Source organism: Providencia sp. SP181 (genome assembly GCF_050446505.1).
In the GTDB taxonomy this organism is placed as follows: Bacteria; Pseudomonadota; Gammaproteobacteria; order Enterobacterales; family Enterobacteriaceae; genus Providencia; species Providencia vermicola.
Map to the genome: position 1 here is coordinate 147072 of NZ_JBBPXM010000009.1, position 18703 is coordinate 165774.

General features: G+C 40.1%; 18 protein-coding genes. 9 read left to right on the forward strand and 9 right to left on the reverse strand.

Annotated features, from left to right (window positions below; genetic code table 11):
• Positions 1–11: 11 nt before the first annotated feature.
• The 8 genes from AABS66_RS15975 to AABS66_RS16010 all read right to left on the reverse strand — a co-directional run bounded on the left by AABS66_RS15975 (position 12) and on the right by AABS66_RS16010 (position 9919).
• Positions 12–2522, reverse strand: a complete 2511-nt coding sequence (locus AABS66_RS15975) for a fimbria/pilus outer membrane usher protein (RefSeq protein WP_430225164.1) — start codon at positions 2520–2522, stop codon at positions 12–14.
• A 14-nt stretch (positions 2523–2536) separates the two neighbouring features.
• The gene (locus tag AABS66_RS15980) at positions 2537–3229 is read right to left on the reverse strand and encodes a fimbrial biogenesis chaperone (RefSeq protein WP_206082475.1); all 693 of its coding nucleotides are present in this window, start codon (positions 3227–3229) and stop codon (positions 2537–2539) included.
• A gap of 47 nt (positions 3230–3276) precedes the next feature.
• Positions 3277–3870: a fimbrial protein gene (locus AABS66_RS15985; RefSeq protein WP_206082474.1), complete on the reverse strand. Its 594-nt coding sequence runs from the start codon at positions 3868–3870 to the stop codon at positions 3277–3279.
• A gap of 458 nt (positions 3871–4328) precedes the next feature.
• Positions 4329–5606, reverse strand: coding sequence for a TRAP transporter large permease (locus AABS66_RS15990; RefSeq protein ID WP_206082473.1), 1278 nt, complete (start codon positions 5604–5606; stop codon positions 4329–4331).
• Entirely contained in the window at positions 5597–6076 is a 480-nt protein-coding gene (locus AABS66_RS15995; RefSeq protein ID WP_206082472.1) for a TRAP transporter small permease, read from the reverse strand. Before AABS66_RS15995 ends, AABS66_RS15990 begins: the two co-directional genes overlap by 10 nt.
• Positions 6077–6153: 77 nt before the next feature.
• The gene (locus tag AABS66_RS16000) at positions 6154–7158 is read right to left on the reverse strand and encodes a C4-dicarboxylate TRAP transporter substrate-binding protein (protein WP_206082471.1); all 1005 of its coding nucleotides are present in this window, start codon (positions 7156–7158) and stop codon (positions 6154–6156) included.
• Positions 7159–7204: 46 nt separating this feature from the next.
• Complete coding sequence (locus AABS66_RS16005) at positions 7205–8653, reverse strand: tagaturonate reductase (RefSeq protein WP_430225165.1); 1449 nt, start codon at positions 8651–8653, stop codon at positions 7205–7207.
• Between the two features lie 360 nt (positions 8654–9013).
• Positions 9014–9919 carry a GntR family transcriptional regulator gene (locus tag AABS66_RS16010; RefSeq protein WP_206082469.1) on the reverse strand — a complete coding sequence of 302 codons (906 nt, stop codon included), beginning with the start codon at positions 9917–9919 and terminating at the stop codon, positions 9014–9016.
• 142 nt (positions 9920–10061) lie between these two features.
• Between AABS66_RS16010 and AABS66_RS16015 the strand changes: the two genes are divergently transcribed.
• On the forward strand, positions 10062–11078 hold the full coding sequence (locus tag AABS66_RS16015; protein ID WP_241016771.1) for a zinc-binding alcohol dehydrogenase family protein: 1017 nt from the start codon (positions 10062–10064) through the stop codon (positions 11076–11078).
• 51 nt (positions 11079–11129) lie between these two features.
• On the opposite strand, the gene suhB is transcribed toward AABS66_RS16015, so the two are convergent.
• Complete coding sequence (suhB, locus tag AABS66_RS16020) at positions 11130–11933, reverse strand: inositol-1-monophosphatase (protein ID WP_206082467.1); 804 nt, start codon at positions 11931–11933, stop codon at positions 11130–11132.
• A 123-nt stretch (positions 11934–12056) separates the two neighbouring features.
• Here suhB and trmJ point away from each other — a divergent pair, with 123 nt between their 5' ends.
• From trmJ to fdx, 8 genes are all read left to right on the forward strand, one after another.
• Positions 12057–12788: a tRNA (cytosine(32)/uridine(32)-2'-O)-methyltransferase TrmJ gene (gene trmJ / locus AABS66_RS16025; protein ID WP_206082466.1), complete on the forward strand. Its 732-nt coding sequence runs from the start codon at positions 12057–12059 to the stop codon at positions 12786–12788.
• A 119-nt stretch (positions 12789–12907) separates the two neighbouring features.
• Positions 12908–13405 carry a Fe-S cluster assembly transcriptional regulator IscR gene (iscR, locus tag AABS66_RS16030; RefSeq protein WP_206082465.1) on the forward strand — a complete coding sequence of 166 codons (498 nt, stop codon included), beginning with the start codon at positions 12908–12910 and terminating at the stop codon, positions 13403–13405.
• A 124-nt stretch (positions 13406–13529) separates the two neighbouring features.
• The gene (locus AABS66_RS16035; protein WP_225819018.1) at positions 13530–14744 is read left to right on the forward strand and encodes an IscS subfamily cysteine desulfurase; all 1215 of its coding nucleotides are present in this window, start codon (positions 13530–13532) and stop codon (positions 14742–14744) included.
• A gap of 24 nt (positions 14745–14768) precedes the next feature.
• Positions 14769–15155 (forward strand): Fe-S cluster assembly scaffold IscU, encoded by a 387-nt coding sequence (gene iscU / locus AABS66_RS16040; RefSeq protein ID WP_206082463.1) that lies wholly within the window; start codon positions 14769–14771, stop codon positions 15153–15155.
• Positions 15156–15364: 209 nt separating this feature from the next.
• Positions 15365–15688 (forward strand): iron-sulfur cluster assembly protein IscA, encoded by a 324-nt coding sequence (gene iscA, locus AABS66_RS16045; RefSeq protein ID WP_047756461.1) that lies wholly within the window; start codon positions 15365–15367, stop codon positions 15686–15688.
• A 95-nt stretch (positions 15689–15783) separates the two neighbouring features.
• Positions 15784–16305 carry a co-chaperone HscB gene (gene hscB, locus AABS66_RS16050; RefSeq protein ID WP_206082462.1) on the forward strand — a complete coding sequence of 174 codons (522 nt, stop codon included), beginning with the start codon at positions 15784–15786 and terminating at the stop codon, positions 16303–16305.
• Between the two features lie 12 nt (positions 16306–16317).
• Positions 16318–18168 (forward strand): Fe-S protein assembly chaperone HscA, encoded by a 1851-nt coding sequence (hscA, locus tag AABS66_RS16055; protein ID WP_206082461.1) that lies wholly within the window; start codon positions 16318–16320, stop codon positions 18166–18168.
• A 2-nt stretch (positions 18169–18170) separates the two neighbouring features.
• On the forward strand, positions 18171–18506 hold the full coding sequence (gene fdx, locus AABS66_RS16060) for an ISC system 2Fe-2S type ferredoxin (protein WP_206082460.1): 336 nt from the start codon (positions 18171–18173) through the stop codon (positions 18504–18506).
• The last annotated feature ends 197 nt before the right edge of the window (positions 18507–18703 follow it).

Below are 18703 nucleotides of genomic sequence, written 5' to 3' on the forward strand. Positions count from 1 at the left end.
CATAACGTCCTTTATCGACAAAAATTATGGTTTTTATCCATGGTATTAACGGGGTCTTTAATTACGCACTCTGATTTTTCCTTAGAATTGAGCTTGATGTACAAAATGGAAGGCCATTGATCGCTCTTAATGTAGATCACTCCAGATTGCCCCACATAACCAATATTTTGTTTTTGTTCATTATTTACCTCAGTACCAAATGGCAGACTTTCCCCATTGGCCAGTGAGGCTCTAAATATGTAAGTTTGACGCGTGTCTGTTTCGAGTTTGATATAATTCACGGCACCTTGATACGGGCTCACATTAGCCATATTGCCAAGGACTTCTGCGCCTGATGTTTTGTCAGTATCAGAAAGGGTATAGGTATTTGTTCGATAAGGTGTTGAATTCGCAACCAATACGACACCTTGCTGATTGGTGAGGGTGGTTTTATCTGAATTGACCATCATGTTATTAGCCAACGGCGCTTCGATAATGGTGTAGGTTTGGCCTGTTTCTCCTGAAAAAACGATATGTTCAGGAATGGCGACCACCGTTCCTCTGGCCCCTAAACCCGCTTGGCGGTAGTTATTGGCTTCAGTATATGAACCTGACAGGGTCGTCGATGGCAGTTGATAGCTGGCATTTGCCCCCACTAAATTATTCCCGCCACTTTGGTTGGTCGCTGTCACTGTGTAATTGACTTGATCATTTTTACCCGCAATGCCGCTAACGCTCAACGCTGTTTGTTGGTAATGTGAATCGGTAAAGTAACTGCCGAGATTAATATTGGCGCGTTTTTCAAACAAAGAGAATGGCACGCTGACATTCGCATACATTCGTGTTTCTTCTTTATTATCATAATTACGAATACGAGAAACCGATACACTGTAGGACACATCATTGTAGTTATTGGCATAGCCCGCTTGGTATTCACGGCTGCTGCCATGGGTATTCCAATAATCGCGATGGGTGCCAGAAACAAAGACCGAACCGTAACCATCGGCGAGCTGTTGATTCAAATTCAACGTAAAGGTATTTTTTGCACGAGACCCGCGCAGGGCATCAAAATTGGTTAATGATAAGTCGGAAGGTGCATCATTCCCCAGTTGTTGGGAAAGGTCATCTTGATAAGATTTCCACGCGCGATAGTTATCTTGGGCGTAGATAGTATCCATAAAGCTATAATAACCGCTCGTTGAGTAACGGTAAGACGCCAACGTTAAATTGGTTGAGGTTGAATTAATGTATTTGCTGTAAGTCAGTCGGTAACTTTGCCCACTCTGAGAGCCAGCGTCTAGTTTTGCATTTGCGTGTGTCACATCAGCGGAAATAGCACCAAAACTGAAGTTCCAACCACTCCCCACAACGCCGGAATAATATTTCTCACTGAACAACATACCCGCATAGAGAGTGACGAGGTTATTCAGGCCGTAGTGTATTTCACCTTGTGTAAAATTAGGCTGGTAGTGTGTGCTTTCAATGTTTGTTTTTCCAGCAAGAAGGTTGTAGGTATAAATGCCTTCTTTAAGCATATCAGGAACCGCAGAATAGGGGACGGTGAAGGTTTCTTTGCGGCCATCCGCCTCTTGTACAACGACAAATAAATCCCCCCCGCCTGCGCTGGGTTGAAGGTCGTTAAAGGAGAACTCACCCGGTGGGACGTTTTCTTGGTAAACTAAGTTATTATTTTGATAGACGCTGACCAATGCGTTGGTCTGAGCCACGCCGCGAATGATAGGAACAAAATTTTGGCTCGAGTTGGGATACATCCCCATTTCGGTCGCCAGCGCAATCCCACGAATACGCAGGCTGTTAAATAGCGCCGCAGGGGTGTAAAAATCACCGATTTTAACCCCTGATTTTATTTGGCTAATGGGACGATAGGCATAACGCGTATTATTTTTCCATTTTGATGAACCATGGGAACTGTTGCGATAACTTGATTCATCCCTAAATTGCCACGCCCCTAAATTGACACCCGAATTGAGTGTTGCATAAAAATTATCGCTACTGGTTTTGGCATTTTTCTTTTCTTTATAGCTGTAATAATTTGTATTATAAGAAAAAATAATTGCAGGTTCACCGTAGTTCCATAAGCTTGGGTCGACATAGTTGGCCTCAGATTGTTTTAATGCCACTTGGGGCACCGTCATGTCGAGTCGTAATTCATTGATATTGAATTTGTAATGAACATTTGGCACTAAAGAATCAATAGGGATAACATCTTGCTGTTGAATTTTTTCAATCACACTTGGCGATAAGTTTAAATTTAACTTTTTAACATCGTTAGAGGAAAGGCTGATGACTTTACCGTCATGATCAATCTCAATTTCAAATTGGCCTTTCCAGTTATTATTTACATAAAGATCTGCTAGTTGTTTTCCTGAAGGAATTTTACTGTCCGTATAAAATCGTGAAATATCACCCTGTGCGGATTTACCGACTAATAGGGATGTCTCAAATTCATCTGCTACCGCGTTTTTGAGACAGCTTTGCAGTCCTAATAAAATTAGGAAATAGAGATAGTTTTCTTTTTTCACGATGATATCTTCTTTTAAAGTTTAATATTGTGAGATTTGAAAACGCCATAATCATCGACATAAACTAAAACAAGGTCACGATTTTTTAATACCTGTTTTAACGGAAACTCAAGAGAAGACATTGGAGATATCATTCCTGAATCAATCAGTGAGTTTTTTTTATCATTGGTTGTTGTCAATGCAGCAACCGTAAAGTGATATTGCGAGTTGTTTTTTATTAATAGGGTGTTATTGTTTAATTGGTAATTAATTTTATTAATAACATCGTCAGGTGATTCGGTTAATTCCACAGGACGATAAAAAATTTTTATTCGAGATCGCGTGGCTAACTGAATCGTATTTTTACCTTTAGCGGTATCGGGTGTTTTAGGAATATCCAGTACATTTAAATAAAATACACTTTCAATATGGTTAGGTAGAGTTTTATCTATTTTTTTTATTTTAAGTTGCTGTCCTTGTGAGCCTTCTATTTTTACAATAGGTGGCGAGAGATAAAAGGGTGCATCTGAATTCTCAGGGGTCGAATTTTCATCTCCACTATCAATCCATGACTGAACAAGAGAAGCTGTTTTACTATTGTTTGATAATTGTACTGCCATACTCTCAGCATCTGAAGGATAGATAATTCGAGTTCCCGTAATAATAACATTGGCAAATAAATTATTGGAAAATAAAATAACGAATAATAGAAGTGCTTTTTTCATCATAATATCCCTGTAAAGCCAGGCTAATAAAAGCCTGGCTTAGACGCTATTTATAAGTAGGAAACAGTGTAAATGACGTTAGATTGCAAAGCACCAACTTGGGCTGCGGTTGTATTCGTTTTATAATAACTTGCAATAAGGTTTAATGTTGCACCTGTTGCTCCAGTTGTATTTGCTGCGGTTAGGGCAGTATCAAATGTTGTATTTAACGGGATAGCAACAGTTGGCGATGTGGTTTGTGACAAGCTAAACCCCACATTACGAGCAACCGTTGGGTCGTTTTCATTCACGGTGGTATTCACCAGATATAGACCAGAAGGCGAGATATTACTGGAAGAAAAGTGCAGTTTTAACGTACCAGTAGGCGTACCCCCTCCAACTTGAGCACAATTCGAAAATGTTAATGCAAATGTCTTTTGGTTTTTGGTTATTACTGTATTTGCCGTTGTTCCAGCGTCAGTTGCAATAATTGGATCTAAGGCAATAGACATATCAGCACTATTACCACCATTAATAGTACAGGTAGTATCACTTATAGCGCCTGAGATTGAAATAATACCTCCAGGGCTGTTTGTTACTGCGAGTGCTGAACCTGATACAACAGATAAAGAAAGTAAAGACAGAGGTAGTATATATCTAGACATAGTTAACCCCATTAAGGTCAAGTAGAATAAAGTTATATAACTTTGAATGGCCGCCTGTTAATAATTAGCTGCCTTATTTCATGCTAGATATAGTTCTTATATTTTTCAAATATAAATTTAAAAAATAAAAAAATGAGATTGCCGTCTTTTGTATATTGATGAAAATAATGAAAATGTATTTTTAATTTTAAATTGTAAAATACACTTAATAAGTGTGTTTTCTGAATATTAAGATATTAATGTGAATGCTTCAGATGTTTTTGTCATTAGCGTGATTGTTTTTTAGGGAGTTAAGAGCTAAGTTTAAAATAAATTCACGAAATTTTTAAATAGTGTAATTGTGTTACTTTGAAATTAATAATTCTGATTGTTTTTATTTTAATTAATCTATAAAAATTATAAATGTAAAAAATGGTGGCTAGAATTATATCTAGCTACCATTTTAGAGGCGTTGTAAATTATAAACTAGGTAAAAATGTGGTGAAGAATGGCATGAATGTAACTAATAATAAAACCACAATTAAGGCAAAGAAGAGTGGCATAACTTCACGGATAAAGTCGGCAATGCGTACACCTGTAATTGAAGTTGCAACAAACATGACTGTGCCCATTGGTGGTGTTAAACAACCAATTGCGAGATTGAGTATCATGACGATCCCAAAGTGAATAGGGTCAATTCCCAATAGTTTAACAGTAGGCATTAATAATGGAACAAGTACAATAATGGCGGCATTCCCTTCAATAAACATCCCTAAAATTAATAAAACGGCATTAACAATCATTAAAAATACGTAAGGATTATCAGAGAAGCTCGTCATCATTCTGGCGACATCTTGTGCGACTTGCTCGTTAGTTAACACCCATGCTAAAGCAGAGCAAGTCATGATAATTAGCATAATACTTGCGGTTGAACGGGCAGTTTCTAAGAATGAAGCTGCAATATCTTTTAATTTCATTTCACGATAAAAGAACGTGCCAATAATGATGACGTATAATACTGCGATAGCACCCGCTTCGGTTGGGGTGAAAATGCCAAATCGAATGCCACCGATAATGACTAATACTAATAAAAAGGCAGACATTGCCCCTTTACCTGTTTGATAAACTTCAGCAAAAGTCGGTGCTTTATCACGAGCAGGTTTATAACCTCGTTTTTTAGCAATAAGATAAATTGCAACCATTAATGCGACACAACACATTAAGCCAGGAATAATGGCAGCCATAAACATTTTGCCAATAGAAACATCGGCAACAAAACCATAAATAATTAGGGCAATCCCTGGGGGGATAATTGGGGTAATAAGTGAGCCAGCCGCGGTAACTGCGGCAGAAAAGCTTTTTCCATAGCCTAATTTGGTCATTTCTGGCACTAACATTTTAGACAGCATAGCGCAGTCCGCAAGGTTAGATGCAGAAAGCCCGCCCATCATCGTGCTGAGCAAAACGTTTGATTGCGCCAAACCGCCAGGATAGTGGCCAGATAATGTGCCTGTAAACTTCAACATTCGGCTTGTTATTCCAGTGTAATTTAACAAGTTACCTAGCAAAATAAAAAATGGGATTGCGAGTAAAGTAACGTTCTCACCAGCACCAATAATACGCTGTACAGCGATGAGTGGCGAAATATCCCCAGCGGAAAAGAAATATGTTAATAACGCGATTAATACACTTAAGAAAATTGGAACATTAATTAAAAAACAAAAAATTAAGACAATACAGGCGATAACTACTGACATGGTTTATCCCCTTTAATCAGTTTGCTCATATCTTCCAATAAATGCTGAACGGAAAATAACACCATAATGGATGCACCAATAGGAACGGAGAGGTCGATGTAATAATAAGAAACGCCGATTATTGGAGTGATCTTATCTTCGGCGATTAGAGAGAGTTCATAGCCAAGGTAGCCAAAAATAGATAACGCAACGATGGCCATAATATGCGTTATTACAGCGATAGATAATTGTATTTTTTGAGGAAAAAGAGATGTAATTGCATCAATGCTAACATGCATCCTTTTTCCAGCAGCTGAAGCAGCGCCGATCATGACTAACCATATGTAGCAAATGATGAGAACCTCTTCACTCCACATTAGCGGATCATTCAGCAGCCAGCGCATGAATACAGCAAGAATTGTGATAATGACAATCGCAGCGACAGCTAACGATGAAACAATATCACTTAGTTTCCCTAGAAATTTAAACATAAAAGATCCTTGCGAAAGTCATAAATAACCATTTATTAATTTAAAAATATTGGCGGTTTAACCGCCAATATAGATGGTTAGTTATTAATAATATCTTGTGTTTGTTGATATAAATTCGCAGACCATTCAGGGAATTCGTTATAGAATGGTTTTGATTTTTCTTTGAAAAGGGTACGGTCAACTTCAACAACAGTGACACCTTCACTTTTCATTTTCTCAATAATTTCTTTTTCTTCTTTCAGGACTAATTCGGTGAGGTATTGACCAGCTTCATTCCCCGATTCAACCAAGGCGAGTTGGATATTTTCAGGTAATTTATTATATGTTTTGCTACCCATAACTAAGTTAGTAACGTTTTCAACGTGGCCAGTTAAAATTAAGTATTTCGCTGCTTCATGGTGTTTTTGACCATATAACACAGGAATTGGATTCTCTGCACCATCAATAATTTTAAGATTAAGTGCAGTATAAACTTCAGCTAATGGCAATGGTGTCGGTGTAGCTCCCATTGCTTCTAATCCTTTAATTTGGATTTTGTTGTTCGGTACGCGAATTTTTAGACCTTTTAGATCATCTGGAGTTTGCACCATTTTATTTGCTAAAATATGACGAGACCCATACAACCAATCTTTAGAAACAACATGCAACCCTTTTTTGTCTAGCTGCTGTTCCAGCGAGCTATACCAAGGAGAGGCATTTAATTTAAAAATATCCTTATATGACAGGCCTAGATATGGGCCGAACATGATGCCGTAGTCAGGAACATAATCTGAAAAGAAAGCACCATCGGCGAGAGTGATAAGTGGACTACCTAATTTCATCTGCTCAATGACATCTTTTTTCGAACCTAATTGTGAGCTTGGGTAAGGAATAAGTTCACCTTCACCATTGGTTTTTTCATTGAATTTTTTTGCCCATTCATGAATAGCGAGATCAAAAGGTTCTCCAGGGTTATTTTCGTAAGCGACTTTAAGTTTATACTTTGCTTCTGCAAAAGCGGTTCCTGCCATACTGCCCATTAAAAACATGGCGCTGAGTGTTAAGCCTAGAATATTCTTCCCGTTTAATGTGCTCAGTTTCATAAGTGTATCTCCTGTAGGGGGACTTATTGTTTTAAATAGTTATTGTTTATTTGGTGTATCGTGCTTCAAGTATTGCTTGAGTGCCACTGCGTAAAATATGTGTAACCTTTAAGGCGATATCCTCAGTTAACGAATCAATTTGATTGAGATCTATTTCCCATAAATCTGACATGGCGAGCACATTGTAAGTGAGCTGCGTAATATCGGTATCATAGAGTTCGTCCCAAACCTTAAATCGTTCCAGTAAATATTCATCATCCTTCAATGGAATAGTCAGATGGTTGAATTTGCCACGATAAAAGACAATTAAAGCTGCAAGTGAAAATGAAATACAATAGGGGATAGCATTACGTTGTTGAGAATACGAAATTAACTGGGGTAATAACCGCGTTTTAAATTTAGTGAGCGAATTAAGGGAAATGGAAAGTAATTCATGCTCAATGTAGGGATTATTAAAGCGATCAATAACATCTGCAGCAAACTGATTTAACTCAGAGGGTTGTTGGGATAAAACAGGGATAACTTCATGAGTGATAAGCTCATTAACATAGGCCAAAAAGGTTAGGTTGGAAGTCACCTCTCTGACGGTTTTTATGCCAGCTAAGTAAGCAACAGGCACCATTGAGGTGTGAGCACCATTAAGAATAGCAACCTTACGTTCTTTATAGGGTTTAATGTCATCAACAATTTTGATATTTAATGGAAGAGAATTCAGCTTCAATTTTTCCTCTAAGATCTTTGGACCTTGTATGACGAATAGATAAAAATATTCAGCAGTAACGAGAAAATCGTCTTTGTAGCCTAATTCGCTTTCTAATTTTTCAATTTCGTTTTTTGGGTAACCAGTGACTATTCTATCCACTAATGTGGAGCAAAAGGTATTGTGTTCATTTAGCCAAGTAACAAACTCATCTGGCAGATCCCAATCTTGTGCATGTTGAAGAACAAATTCTTTAAGCTTTTCACCATTATAATCAATGAGTTCACAAGGTATAATAAATAAGCCTTTATTTTTATCCCCTTTAAAATATTGGTAACGATGGAACAAAAACTGGGTCAATTTGCCTGGGAAGCTCTTTGCTGGTTTTTCTTCAAAACAGACATCATGATGATACACAATGCCAGCTTCAGTGGTGTTAGAAAATATCCATTGCAGTTCAGGATTTTCTGCACATTTTATAAATTCATCATATTCAGAATAAATAAGTATTTCTCTATTAACTGAATTTATAATTCTAATATCAGCAACTTGTTGCTGTTGTTCGTTAAGTCCCCTGGTGATGGCAGTGTATAGGCCATCTTGTTTATTGATTGATGGGTGAGCAGAGTCAATGGGCCTCACAAGTGTAATGCCGCTATTGAAATCTGTTTTTTCATTAAGTTGGTCAACCATCCAATCAATAAATGCACGTAAAAAATTACCTTCCCCAAATTGAAGAATTTTTTCAGGGTATTGCTTTGTCACCATTGACTTTCGGTTCAGGTAATAATTCATAGCCATTCCTCTAGTTATTATGCGTATATGTGTTCTGGTGTGGACTCAGACTAGAAGTATTTAGAGAAAGGCACTATTAATTGCATCAATTTTGTGGATTAAATGGCTTTTTCATGCTTTTAATCTGTTTTTTATGAGTAAAAAACAGTTTTTAATTTAAAGTTGATTGGAGTTGTTTGTTTAATTGATTGATATTAAATTGATTTTTCTTTATTTCGCTTTGTTTTTAAAATGTTATTTATAGTTTATTTGGTTTTTTTAAGGAAAAATCCAGATAAAAACAAAATAATGAAAATAAGAGTAGATGAGAAAAATCAATTGTTTCCCTATGGTGATATAACAAATTATTTATGGTTCGATTTACTCGTAAGTTTGTTGAATAGAATTGATCATAGTTCGTTTAGCGGTATCTAAATGGTGGCGAAGCTCATTCATTGCCACAAGGTCATTACGACTAATTAGTGCACTGAGAATGGTCATATGTTCTTCAATTGCAAGCACATTTCGCTCTTTTAGGTCTGATTCATCCCACTGATATTGGAAGTGGAAAATAACAGTAATTATTTCAAGTGACTGATTAAAGAAAGGGTTATTAGCACCTGATAAAATTAAACTGTGTAATTCATAGTCAAGTTGAGAGAAGTCCCGGTAATTGATTGTGACGGTTTCCCTCAGGGCGCGATGTTTTAAAAGTAACTCTTTCGCTAAAATCCAGCGGTGGTCATCCGCGGGTAAGTTTAAAAAGTGTGTTAGTGCATTGGTTTCAAGTAATTCTCTGAATTCAAATAATTTTTCTGCATACTCGCGGGAAAATTTCATCATGTGCCAGTTGCCGCGATGGGTGTTTTTAATCAGACCATAACGTGAAAACTCAACTAAAAACTCACGTACTACACTGGAATTCACATGGCTTTTTTTAGCTAATTGAAGTTCAGTAAATGTGTCACCTGGCATCAATTCCTTTTCTTTTATCATTTGATAAAAGGCTTTTTCGAATAAAACGATTTGTTGATCGGGGAGGCTAGACTCAACGGGGAAGAAATCATTTTTGTTAGGGTATCGGGAAACATGATATTCACTCCCTTGTTTTTCAATGATTTTCTTTTCTAGTAAATATTCTATCGTATGTCTTACCGTCGTACGACTGATATTAAACATCTCAGCTAAAGATGATTGTGAAGGAAATGGCGAAGACAGTAGATTTTTATGAATAGCGTCTAGGAATTCATTAATTGAACTGTAACGTAAGTTTTTACTTCTTACCATCTTCAGTATCCCTCTATGATTTTTATGTTTAAAAAACCGATTTAATACCGATTTGAAAACATTTAATCACAAAAATTAGTTGTTTAATACCTAATTTATGTTTTTTAAATTAAAAAAGACGGATTAATTGATGGAGGGTGATATGAAGCAATTGATTTGTCAGGAACCAAAAAAATTAGTTTACCAGCAAGTGGAAGAACCTGTTGTTAAGGCTGGGCGAGTCAAAATAAAGATACATGCGGTAGGAATTTGTGGAACAGATATTCATGCGTGGGGAGGTAATCAGCCCTTTTTTCAGTACCCACGTGTCTTAGGGCATGAAATTTCGGGGACTATTTGTGCAGTTGCTGATGATGTAAAACAATGGAAAGTGGGGCAGCGTGTTGCTGTAATGCCTTATGTGGCATGCTATGAATGTGGTGCATGTAAAAGCGGGAAAACCAATTGTTGTGAAAAAATTTCAGTGATTGGTGTGCACGAAGATGGTGGGTTTTGTGAATATCTGAATGTCCCTGAAAAAAATATATTAGCCATTGAAGACAGCGTGTCTGATATCGATGGGGCGTTAATTGAACCTTTCGCTATTAGTGCCCACGCGGTGAGACGAGCACAAATTAAACCAAATGATGCCATTCTTGTAGTCGGTGCGGGGCCTATTGGTCTTGGCGTTGCAGCTATTGCAAAAGCAGATGGAGCAAATGTTCTTGTTGCTGATACTAGCTTGGCAAGACGCCAACATGTTGAAAAAGTATTGGGTGTAAAAACCTGTGATCCTGCTTCTGAGGACTATCTGGCCGTCATTGAAGCCTATTTTGGCGGGATGTTAGCCGAAAAATTGATTGATGCCACGGGTAACCCGCATGCGATGAATAATACCGTTAATTTAATTCGTCATGGTGGGCAAGTTATTTTTGTGGGGTTATTCAAAGGCAACCTTTCATTCTCTGATCCTGATTTTCATAAAAAAGAAACCACAATGATGGGCAGTCGTAATGCGACCCCTGAAGACTTTAATAAAGTTGCTAGACTGATGGCTGAAGGTAAAATATCAAGTGAAATGATGCTTACTCACCAGTTTGATTTTGATTCCATTGGCGAGCGTTATGAGCAAGATGTGATCAATAATCGTGACTTAATCAAAGGTGTTATTTTATTTTAAAATGGCCACAAAAAAGCCCACATATGAAGTGGGCTTTAACGAAAAGAGAAATTAACGTTTTAACGCTTCAGATAATTCATCTTTCATGATGGACAGCATATCGCGAACAACGCGTGGGCTACCTGCAACTAAGTTACCAGAAGCTAAATAGTTATGGCCACCGATAAAGTCAGTCATAATCCCACCAGCTTCACGCATGATGAGCTCGCCGCCTAAAAAATCCCATGGTTTTAAACCGATTTCAAAATACGCATCGACACGGCCAGCAGCCACATAGCATAAGTCTAATGCTGCAGAACCTGTACGACGGAAATCCGCACATTTATCAAACATCGCTGTCATGATGTTCATAAATACAGGTGCGTGTTGTTTTTGTTTGAATGGAAAGCCTGTTGCAACGATAGCACCGTCAAGGTCACGTTTCTCATCAATACGGACGCGGTAACCGTTCAATTGCGCGCCTTGTCCACGGACGGCACTGAATAATTCATTGCGCATTGGATCGTAAACCACAGCAACTTCAGTACGGCCTTTAACGCGTACAGCGATAGAAACAGAGAAGTGAGGGAGACGTTTTGTGAAGTTGGTAGTGCCATCCAGTGGATCGATTACCCATTGAACATCATCATCTTTACCTAATAATTCACCACTTTCTTCAGTGATAATTGTGTGGTCTGGATAAGACTTACGGATGATTTCAATAATTAATTGCTCAGATTCTTGGTCAACGTTAGTAACGAAATCGTTCGTTCCTTTCTGAGTGACTTTAATATTGCTAGGCATTTCATAGTTTTTAGCTATGTGATTACCGGCCTTACGTGCGGCACGTATGGCGATGTTAAGCATCGGATGCATGGGCTTTTTCCACTGGAATGTTAAAGAACAAAAAACTTGAGAGCAGAAGTATATAGATGTTCGTCACAATAAGCAATTTTGTGTTAAGCTATGCCGATAATTTTTTCATTAAACGTATAAACCATGCTAGAAAATATTCGTATCGTTCTTGTTGAGACCTCACACACAGGCAATATGGGTTCCACCGCCCGTGCAATGAAAACCATGGGGCTTTCAAATCTGTACCTCGTCAATCCTCTTGTTGAACCTGACTCGCATTCAATCGCACTTTCTGCAGGGGCGAGCGATGTTATTGGTAACGCGACCATCGTCAAAACGTTAGATGAAGCCCTTGAAGGATGTAAGTTGGTGATTGGTACCAGCGCACGTTCGCGGACGTTGTCTTGGCCGATGGTTGAGCCACGGGAATGTGGTGTAAAATCTGTTGAGCAATCAAAAGAATCGCCAGTCGCGATTGTTTTTGGTCGTGAACGTGTTGGTTTGACCAACGAAGAATTGCAAAAATGCCAGTATCACTTGTATATCCCAACTAACCCTGAGTATGGTTCTTTAAACCTTGCTATGGCGGTACAATTGGTCAGTTATGAGATCCGTATGGCGTATTTAGCCATGGATGAAAAAAATCCCGTGACCTCAAATGATGATGAGGTAGAATATCCCCCCTCTGAAGATGTTGAACGTTTTTATGTGCACCTTGAAAGCGTATTAAATGAATCGGGCTTTATTCGCAAAGCGCATCCAGGCTTAATTATGAATAAGTTACGTCGTTTATTTACTCGTGCGCACATTGAAACCCAAGAGCTACACATTCTGCGCGGTATCTTAACGTCGATGGAAAAATGGGCGAAAAAGTGAGGCGAAATCCGTGGTGAAAGTCAGTGAATAATACTTGAGTAAAATAGTCAGGTAAATAGTTGACTAAATTACTCAGGAATGTCACAATTCAGCCATATTTTACCACGGAGTAATATGTTATGAGACTCACTTCCAAAGGACGTTACGCAGTAACTGCGATGTTAGATGTCGCGTTACACTCTCAGTCTGGTCCAGTACCTTTAGCTGATATTTCTGAACGTCAGGGAATTTCCCTCTCTTATCTTGAGCAACTTTTCTCTCGTTTACGTAAAAACGAGCTAGTTTCTAGCGTTCGCGGTCCGGGCGGTGGTTATTTGCTTGGTAGAGACGCTGACCAAATTTTTGTTGCTGAGGTAATCGCTGCGGTTGATGAATCGGTTGATGCAACCCGTTGCCAAGGTAATAAAGAAGGTTGTCAAAACGGCGACCGTTGTTTAACGCATGCATTATGGCGTGACTTAAGTGACAGAATCACCAGTTTCCTTAGCAGCATCAGTCTTGATGAGCTCGTGAAAAATCAAGAAGTGATGGTTGTGGCTGATAGACAAGATAATGAACAACGTAAAAGTATGCCAAACGGCATCACGCCTGAATCCATTATCAATGTACGTGCTTAAAATATTATATTAAAAATTGCAGTCGATACCGAGTAGTGAGTGCCTAGACGAAGAGCTAAGTTCCGCCATCGGTGTCTTTAGAAAATTAAAGGCAAGTTAGCTTGTCCTTTGGAGTATGTGAGCAATGAAATTACCAATCTATCTTGATTATTCAGCAACAACACCGGTTGACCCGCGTGTGGCTGAAAAAATGATGCAATGCTTAACAATGGATGGGAACTTCGGTAACCCTGCATCCCGTTCTCATCGCTTTGGCTGGCAAGCCGAAGAGGCGGTTGATATTGCACGCAACCAAATCGCTGAATTAGTGGGTGCTGACCCGCGTGAAATCGTCTTTACGTCAGGCGCAACGGAGTCTGATAACTTAGCCATTAAAGGCGCAGCGAATTTCTATAAAAAGAAAGGCAACCACATTATTACCTGTAAAACGGAACATAAAGCCGTTTTAGACACTTGTCGCCAATTAGAACGTGAAGGCTTTGAAGTGACCTATTTGTCACCACAAAGCAATGGCTTAATTGCGATGCAAGACCTAATTGACGCTATTCGCGAAGAAACCATTCTGATTTCTATCATGCATGTGAACAACGAAATCGGTGTGGTTCAGGATATCGAGGCTATCGGTGAATTATGCCGTAGCAAAGGCATCGTTTTCCACGTGGATGCAACACAAAGCGTGGGTAAATTACCTATCGACTTAAGTGCGTTAAAAGTGGATTTAATGTCATTCTCTGCACACAAATTGTATGGCCCTATGGGTATCGGTGCGCTGTATGTTCGCCGTAAACCGCGTATTCGCCTTGAAGCACAACAACACGGTGGCGGTCATGAGCGCGGTATGCGTTCAGGGACATTACCTGTACATCAAATCGTGGGCATGGGTGAAGCTTACCGTATCGCTAAAGAAGAAATGGCAGCGGAATCTGAACGTCTGCGTGGCCTGCGTTTACGTCTGTGGAATGGCATTAAAGATATCGAAGAAGTTTACCTCAATGGTGATTTGGAACACGGTGCGCCGCACATTCTGAACGTCAGCTTCAACTATGTTGAAGGTGAATCACTGATGATGTCATTAAAAGATTTGGCTGTATCTTCAGGCTCTGCATGTACTTCTGCAAGCTTAGAACCTTCTTATGTACTGCGCGCTTTAGGGATGAATGATGAGCTAGCACACAGCTCAATCCGTTTCTCTTTAGGTCGTTTCACGACAGAAGAAGAAATTGACTATGCAATCAAAATGATTCATGGCGCAATTGGCCACTTACGCGAGCTGTCTCCTTTATGGGAAATGTTTAAAGACGGCGTAGATCTTAACAGCATCGAATGGTCTCACCATTAATCAGACGGTTTCAGGAGTTTAAAAATGGCTTACAGTGAAAAAGTTATCGATCATTATGAAAACCCACGCAACGTTGGTTCATTCGACAACAGCGACCCAAGCGTCGGCAGTGGGATGGTAGGTGCACCTGCTTGTGGTGACGTCATGAAGCTGCAAATCAAAGTTAGCGATGACGGCATTATTGAAGATGCACGCTTTAAAACTTACGGTTGCGGCTCAGCAATTGCATCAAGTTCACTGGTGACTGAGTGGATGAAAGGCAAAAGCTTAGACGAAGCGGAGTCAATCAAAAATACAGCGATTGCAGAAGAGTTAGAATTGCCGCCAGTGAAAATTCACTGCTCAATTTTGGCAGAAGATGCAATTAAAGCTGCTATTGCAGATTACAAAAGCAAACGCCAAAGCAAATAAGGTTTAAATCAGTTTATAGGGCAACCCATATTAATAAATAACAAAAAGTTACCGCCCTATATCTGGTCAAAATATCGCTCATCCAACATGTTGAATATCGCTAAGTAAGTGATTACTTATCAACGGGGTGAAAGGTATAAAAATAATTTGAAGGCGGATGCGACAATTGTGTAGCATCTGCCTTGTTTGTTTCTAAAGTGAGGTTTGCAATGTCTATTTCTCTTACAGAAAGTGCAGCGCTGCGTATTCAATCTTTCCTGCAAAATCGCGGTAAAGGTGAAGGCTTGCGTTTAGGTGTAAGAACTTCAGGTTGTTCAGGAATGGCATATGTTCTTGAGTTCGCTGATATAATCAATGAAGAAGACACAGTTTTCGAAGATAAAGGTGTAAAAGTCATTGTCGATGGTAAAAGCATCGTTTATCTAGATGGTACCGAGCTGGATTTCGTCAAAGAAGGCTTAAACGAAGGGTTTAAATTCAATAACCCTAACGTCAATAGCGAATGCGGATGCGGTGAAAGTTTTCACGTATAATGCCTTCATAAACGCATGATTTTCGACCAATGTAGCTGATACTGTTAAACAACGTGTTTGTTGCATTGGTAACCGGTTCGAGACACTAAGCACTTATGGATTATTTTACTCTCTTTGGGTTAACCCAAAATTACGCAATTGATAGCGAACAACTCACACAGCGCTTTCAAGATTTACAGCGTCAATACCACCCTGATCGTTTTGCTGCCTCCTCTGAGCAGGAAAAAATGCAAGCCCTTCAAAAAGCCGCCACGATCAACGCGGCTTACCAGTCTTTACGTCATCCGCTAAAACGCGCGGAATACCTGCTTTCATTGCATGGTTTCGATATTAATAATGAACAACATACTATGCATGATACTGTATTTTTGATGGAACAACTTGAGCTACGTGAAGAGCTCGACAATATCGAAAACAATGCCAATTCGCTTGACTTATTGGCGGTGTTTATGAAGAACGTCAAAAAAATGCAGCAAGATAGAAACTTGCTAATGGTCAACGAATTAGATGCGATGCAGTGGGAAAAAGCCGCTGATACTGTGCGTAAGCTGCGTTTTCTCGATAAGTTACAGCAACAAGCTGAGCAGCTCGAAGAACGGTTACTGGACGAATTTTAAGAGAAAACGATTATGGCCTTATTACAAATCAGTGAACCAGGTATGACCGCTGCGCCGCACCAACGCAAATTGGCGGCGGGTATCGACTTAGGTACGACGCACTCGTTGATCGCCACGGTACGTAGTGGTGAAGCAGCCGCACTACCAGATAGCCAAGGGCGTGTTTTGCTGCCCTCTATCGTCAATTACCAAACTACGGATAAGCGTGTAGGTTGGGATGCAAAGCAACTTGCAGAACAAGACCCCGTGAATACCATTATTTCTGTAAAAAGAATGATGGGACGTTCATTGGCTGATATTCAAAAACGCTACCCTGATTTGCCTTATCAATTAACCGCGAGTGAAAACGGATTACCGTTCATCCATACAGCGACAGGGCAAGTTGACCCTATTCAAGTGTCGTCCGATATCTTAAAAACACTGGCAAAACGCGCAGAAAACACCCTTGGCGGAGAAATGGATGGCGTGGTGATCACGGTGCCCGCCTATTTTGATGATGCGCAGCGTCAAGGAACCAAAGATGCGGCTCGTCTTGCGGGGCTGCATGTGTTGCGCTTGCTTAATGAGCCGACCGCCGCTGCAATTGCCTATGGTTTAGATTCAGGGCAAGAAGGGGTAATCGCAGTTTATGATCTCGGTGGCGGCACATTTGACGTGTCTATCTTACGTTTAAGTCGTGGTGTGTTTGAAGTATTAGCCACGGGAGGCGATACAGCGCTTGGTGGTGATGATTTTGACCACGTTCTTGCGCAGTGGATTGCCGACCAAGCTGGTGTTTCACTGCAAGGTGACCACCATTTAAATCGCCAGTTATTGAATATTGCCACTGACGTAAAAATTGCATTGAGTGATGCAGACACAGCCACTATTGAGCTGGCTAGTTGGCAGGGGAAAATTCATCGCGAACAATTTGAAGCATTGATTGAAACGCATATTAAGCGCACGTTAATGGCATGCCGTCGTGCATTAAAAGACGCGGGCGTAGAAGCGGATGAAGTGCTAAATGTCGTGATGGTCGGTGGTTCGACGCGTGTGCCACTTGTGCGTCAAAAAGTGGGGGCGTTTTTTGGTAAAACACCACTGACCTCCATCGACCCTGATAAAGTTGTCGCCATTGGCGCGGCTATCCAAGCCGATATTTTAGTGGGTAATAAGCCTGACAGTGACATGCTGCTTCTGGATGTGATCCCTCTTTCCCTTGGTTTAGAAACCATGGGGGGGTTAGTGGAAAAAGTTATACCACGCAATACCACTATCCCAGTTGCCCGCGCACAAGAGTTCACAACATTCAAAGATGGTCAAACTGCAATGAGTGTTCATGTGGTACAAGGTGAGCGTGAAATGGTGGCAGATTGCCGTTCTTTAGCGCGTTTTACTCTGCGTGATATCCCCGCTATGGCGGCAGGTGGTGCGCATATTCGTGTCACATTCCAAGTGGACGCCGATGGCCTGCTCAGCGTGAGCGCCATGGAAAAATCCACGGGAGTAGAAGCCTCAATTCAAGTTAAGCCATCCTATGGTTTAACAGACAATGAAATTTCAAACATGATTAAAGATTCAATGACTAACGCGCAAGATGATTTAACTGCGCGCCGCCTAGCGGAGCAAAAAGTTGAAGCGGCAAGAGTGCTTGAAAGTTTAACGAGCGCATTAGCCCAAGATGCAAATTTACTGACGCCAAACGAAGAGTCAGAAATTGATAATGCGGTCAATGAGTTAATTAAAGCGGTTGAGGGTACTGACCCCATCGCAATTGAAAATGCCATTAAACAACTGGATAAGCAATCGCAGGATTTTGCTGCGCGTCGAATGGATGCATCTATTCGCCAAGCGTTGTCAGGCCATTCTGTGGATGAGATATAATTATGCCTAAAATAGTTTTTTTACCTCATAGTGATTTATGTCCAGACGGTGCTGTAGTTGAAGCACAAGAGGGTGAGTCGATTTTAAACGTGGCACTGCGTAGCGGTATCGAACTGGAACATGCCTGCGAGAAATCCTGTGCCTGCACAACCTGCCATTGTATAGTGCGCGAAGGCTTTGATTCTCTAGAAGAAAGCAGTGAATTAGAAGACGACATGCTGGATAAAGCATGGGGCCTAGAACCTGAAAGCCGACTGAGTTGCCAAGCAATGGTAGCGGATGAGGACTTAGTGGTGGAGCTGCCTAAATATACTATCAATCACGCCCGCGAACACTGATTTTTGTCATACTTCACGCCGTAGCGTTGTTGGCTTCTTTCGCTAACCCTAGTCACATACTTTTGTATGCTCCTAGGGATTAGCGCAATTTGCCGCCTAGCTACAACGTGAATTATTTAAAAAATCCAAACGCTCATCATACTTCATGCTGTAGCGTTGTTGGCTTCTTTCACTAATCCTAGTCACATACTTTTGTA

Excerpts from the sequence above, each read along its gene's own strand:
- AABS66_RS15980 (WP_206082475.1), bottom strand. The coding sequence starts at position 3,229 with ATGATGAAAAAAGCACTTCTATTATTCGTTATTTTATTTTCCAATAAT.
- AABS66_RS15985 (WP_206082474.1), bottom strand. The coding sequence starts at position 3,870 with ATGTCTAGATATATACTACCTCTGTCTTTACTTTCTTTATCTGTTGTA.
- AABS66_RS15990 (WP_206082473.1), bottom strand. The coding sequence starts at position 5,606 with ATGTCAGTAGTTATCGCCTGTATTGTCTTAATTTTTTGTTTTTTAATT.
- AABS66_RS15995 (WP_206082472.1), bottom strand. The coding sequence starts at position 6,076 with ATGTTTAAATTTCTAGGGAAACTAAGTGATATTGTTTCATCGTTAGCT.
- AABS66_RS16000 (WP_206082471.1), bottom strand. The coding sequence starts at position 7,158 with ATGAAACTGAGCACATTAAACGGGAAGAATATTCTAGGCTTAACACTC.
- AABS66_RS16005 (WP_430225165.1), bottom strand. The coding sequence starts at position 8,653 with ATGAATTATTACCTGAACCGAAAGTCAATGGTGACAAAGCAATACCCT.
- AABS66_RS16010 (WP_206082469.1), bottom strand. The coding sequence starts at position 9,919 with ATGGTAAGAAGTAAAAACTTACGTTACAGTTCAATTAATGAATTCCTA.
- AABS66_RS16015 (WP_241016771.1), top strand. The coding sequence starts at position 10,062 with ATGAAGCAATTGATTTGTCAGGAACCAAAAAAATTAGTTTACCAGCAA.
- suhB (WP_206082467.1), bottom strand. The coding sequence starts at position 11,933 with ATGCATCCGATGCTTAACATCGCCATACGTGCCGCACGTAAGGCCGGT.
- trmJ (WP_206082466.1), top strand. The coding sequence starts at position 12,057 with ATGCTAGAAAATATTCGTATCGTTCTTGTTGAGACCTCACACACAGGC.
- iscR (WP_206082465.1), top strand. The coding sequence starts at position 12,908 with ATGAGACTCACTTCCAAAGGACGTTACGCAGTAACTGCGATGTTAGAT.
- AABS66_RS16035 (WP_225819018.1), top strand. The coding sequence starts at position 13,530 with ATGAAATTACCAATCTATCTTGATTATTCAGCAACAACACCGGTTGAC.
- iscU (WP_206082463.1), top strand. The coding sequence starts at position 14,769 with ATGGCTTACAGTGAAAAAGTTATCGATCATTATGAAAACCCACGCAAC.
- iscA (WP_047756461.1), top strand. The coding sequence starts at position 15,365 with ATGTCTATTTCTCTTACAGAAAGTGCAGCGCTGCGTATTCAATCTTTC.
- hscB (WP_206082462.1), top strand. The coding sequence starts at position 15,784 with ATGGATTATTTTACTCTCTTTGGGTTAACCCAAAATTACGCAATTGAT.
- hscA (WP_206082461.1), top strand. The coding sequence starts at position 16,318 with ATGGCCTTATTACAAATCAGTGAACCAGGTATGACCGCTGCGCCGCAC.
- fdx (WP_206082460.1), top strand. The coding sequence starts at position 18,171 with ATGCCTAAAATAGTTTTTTTACCTCATAGTGATTTATGTCCAGACGGT.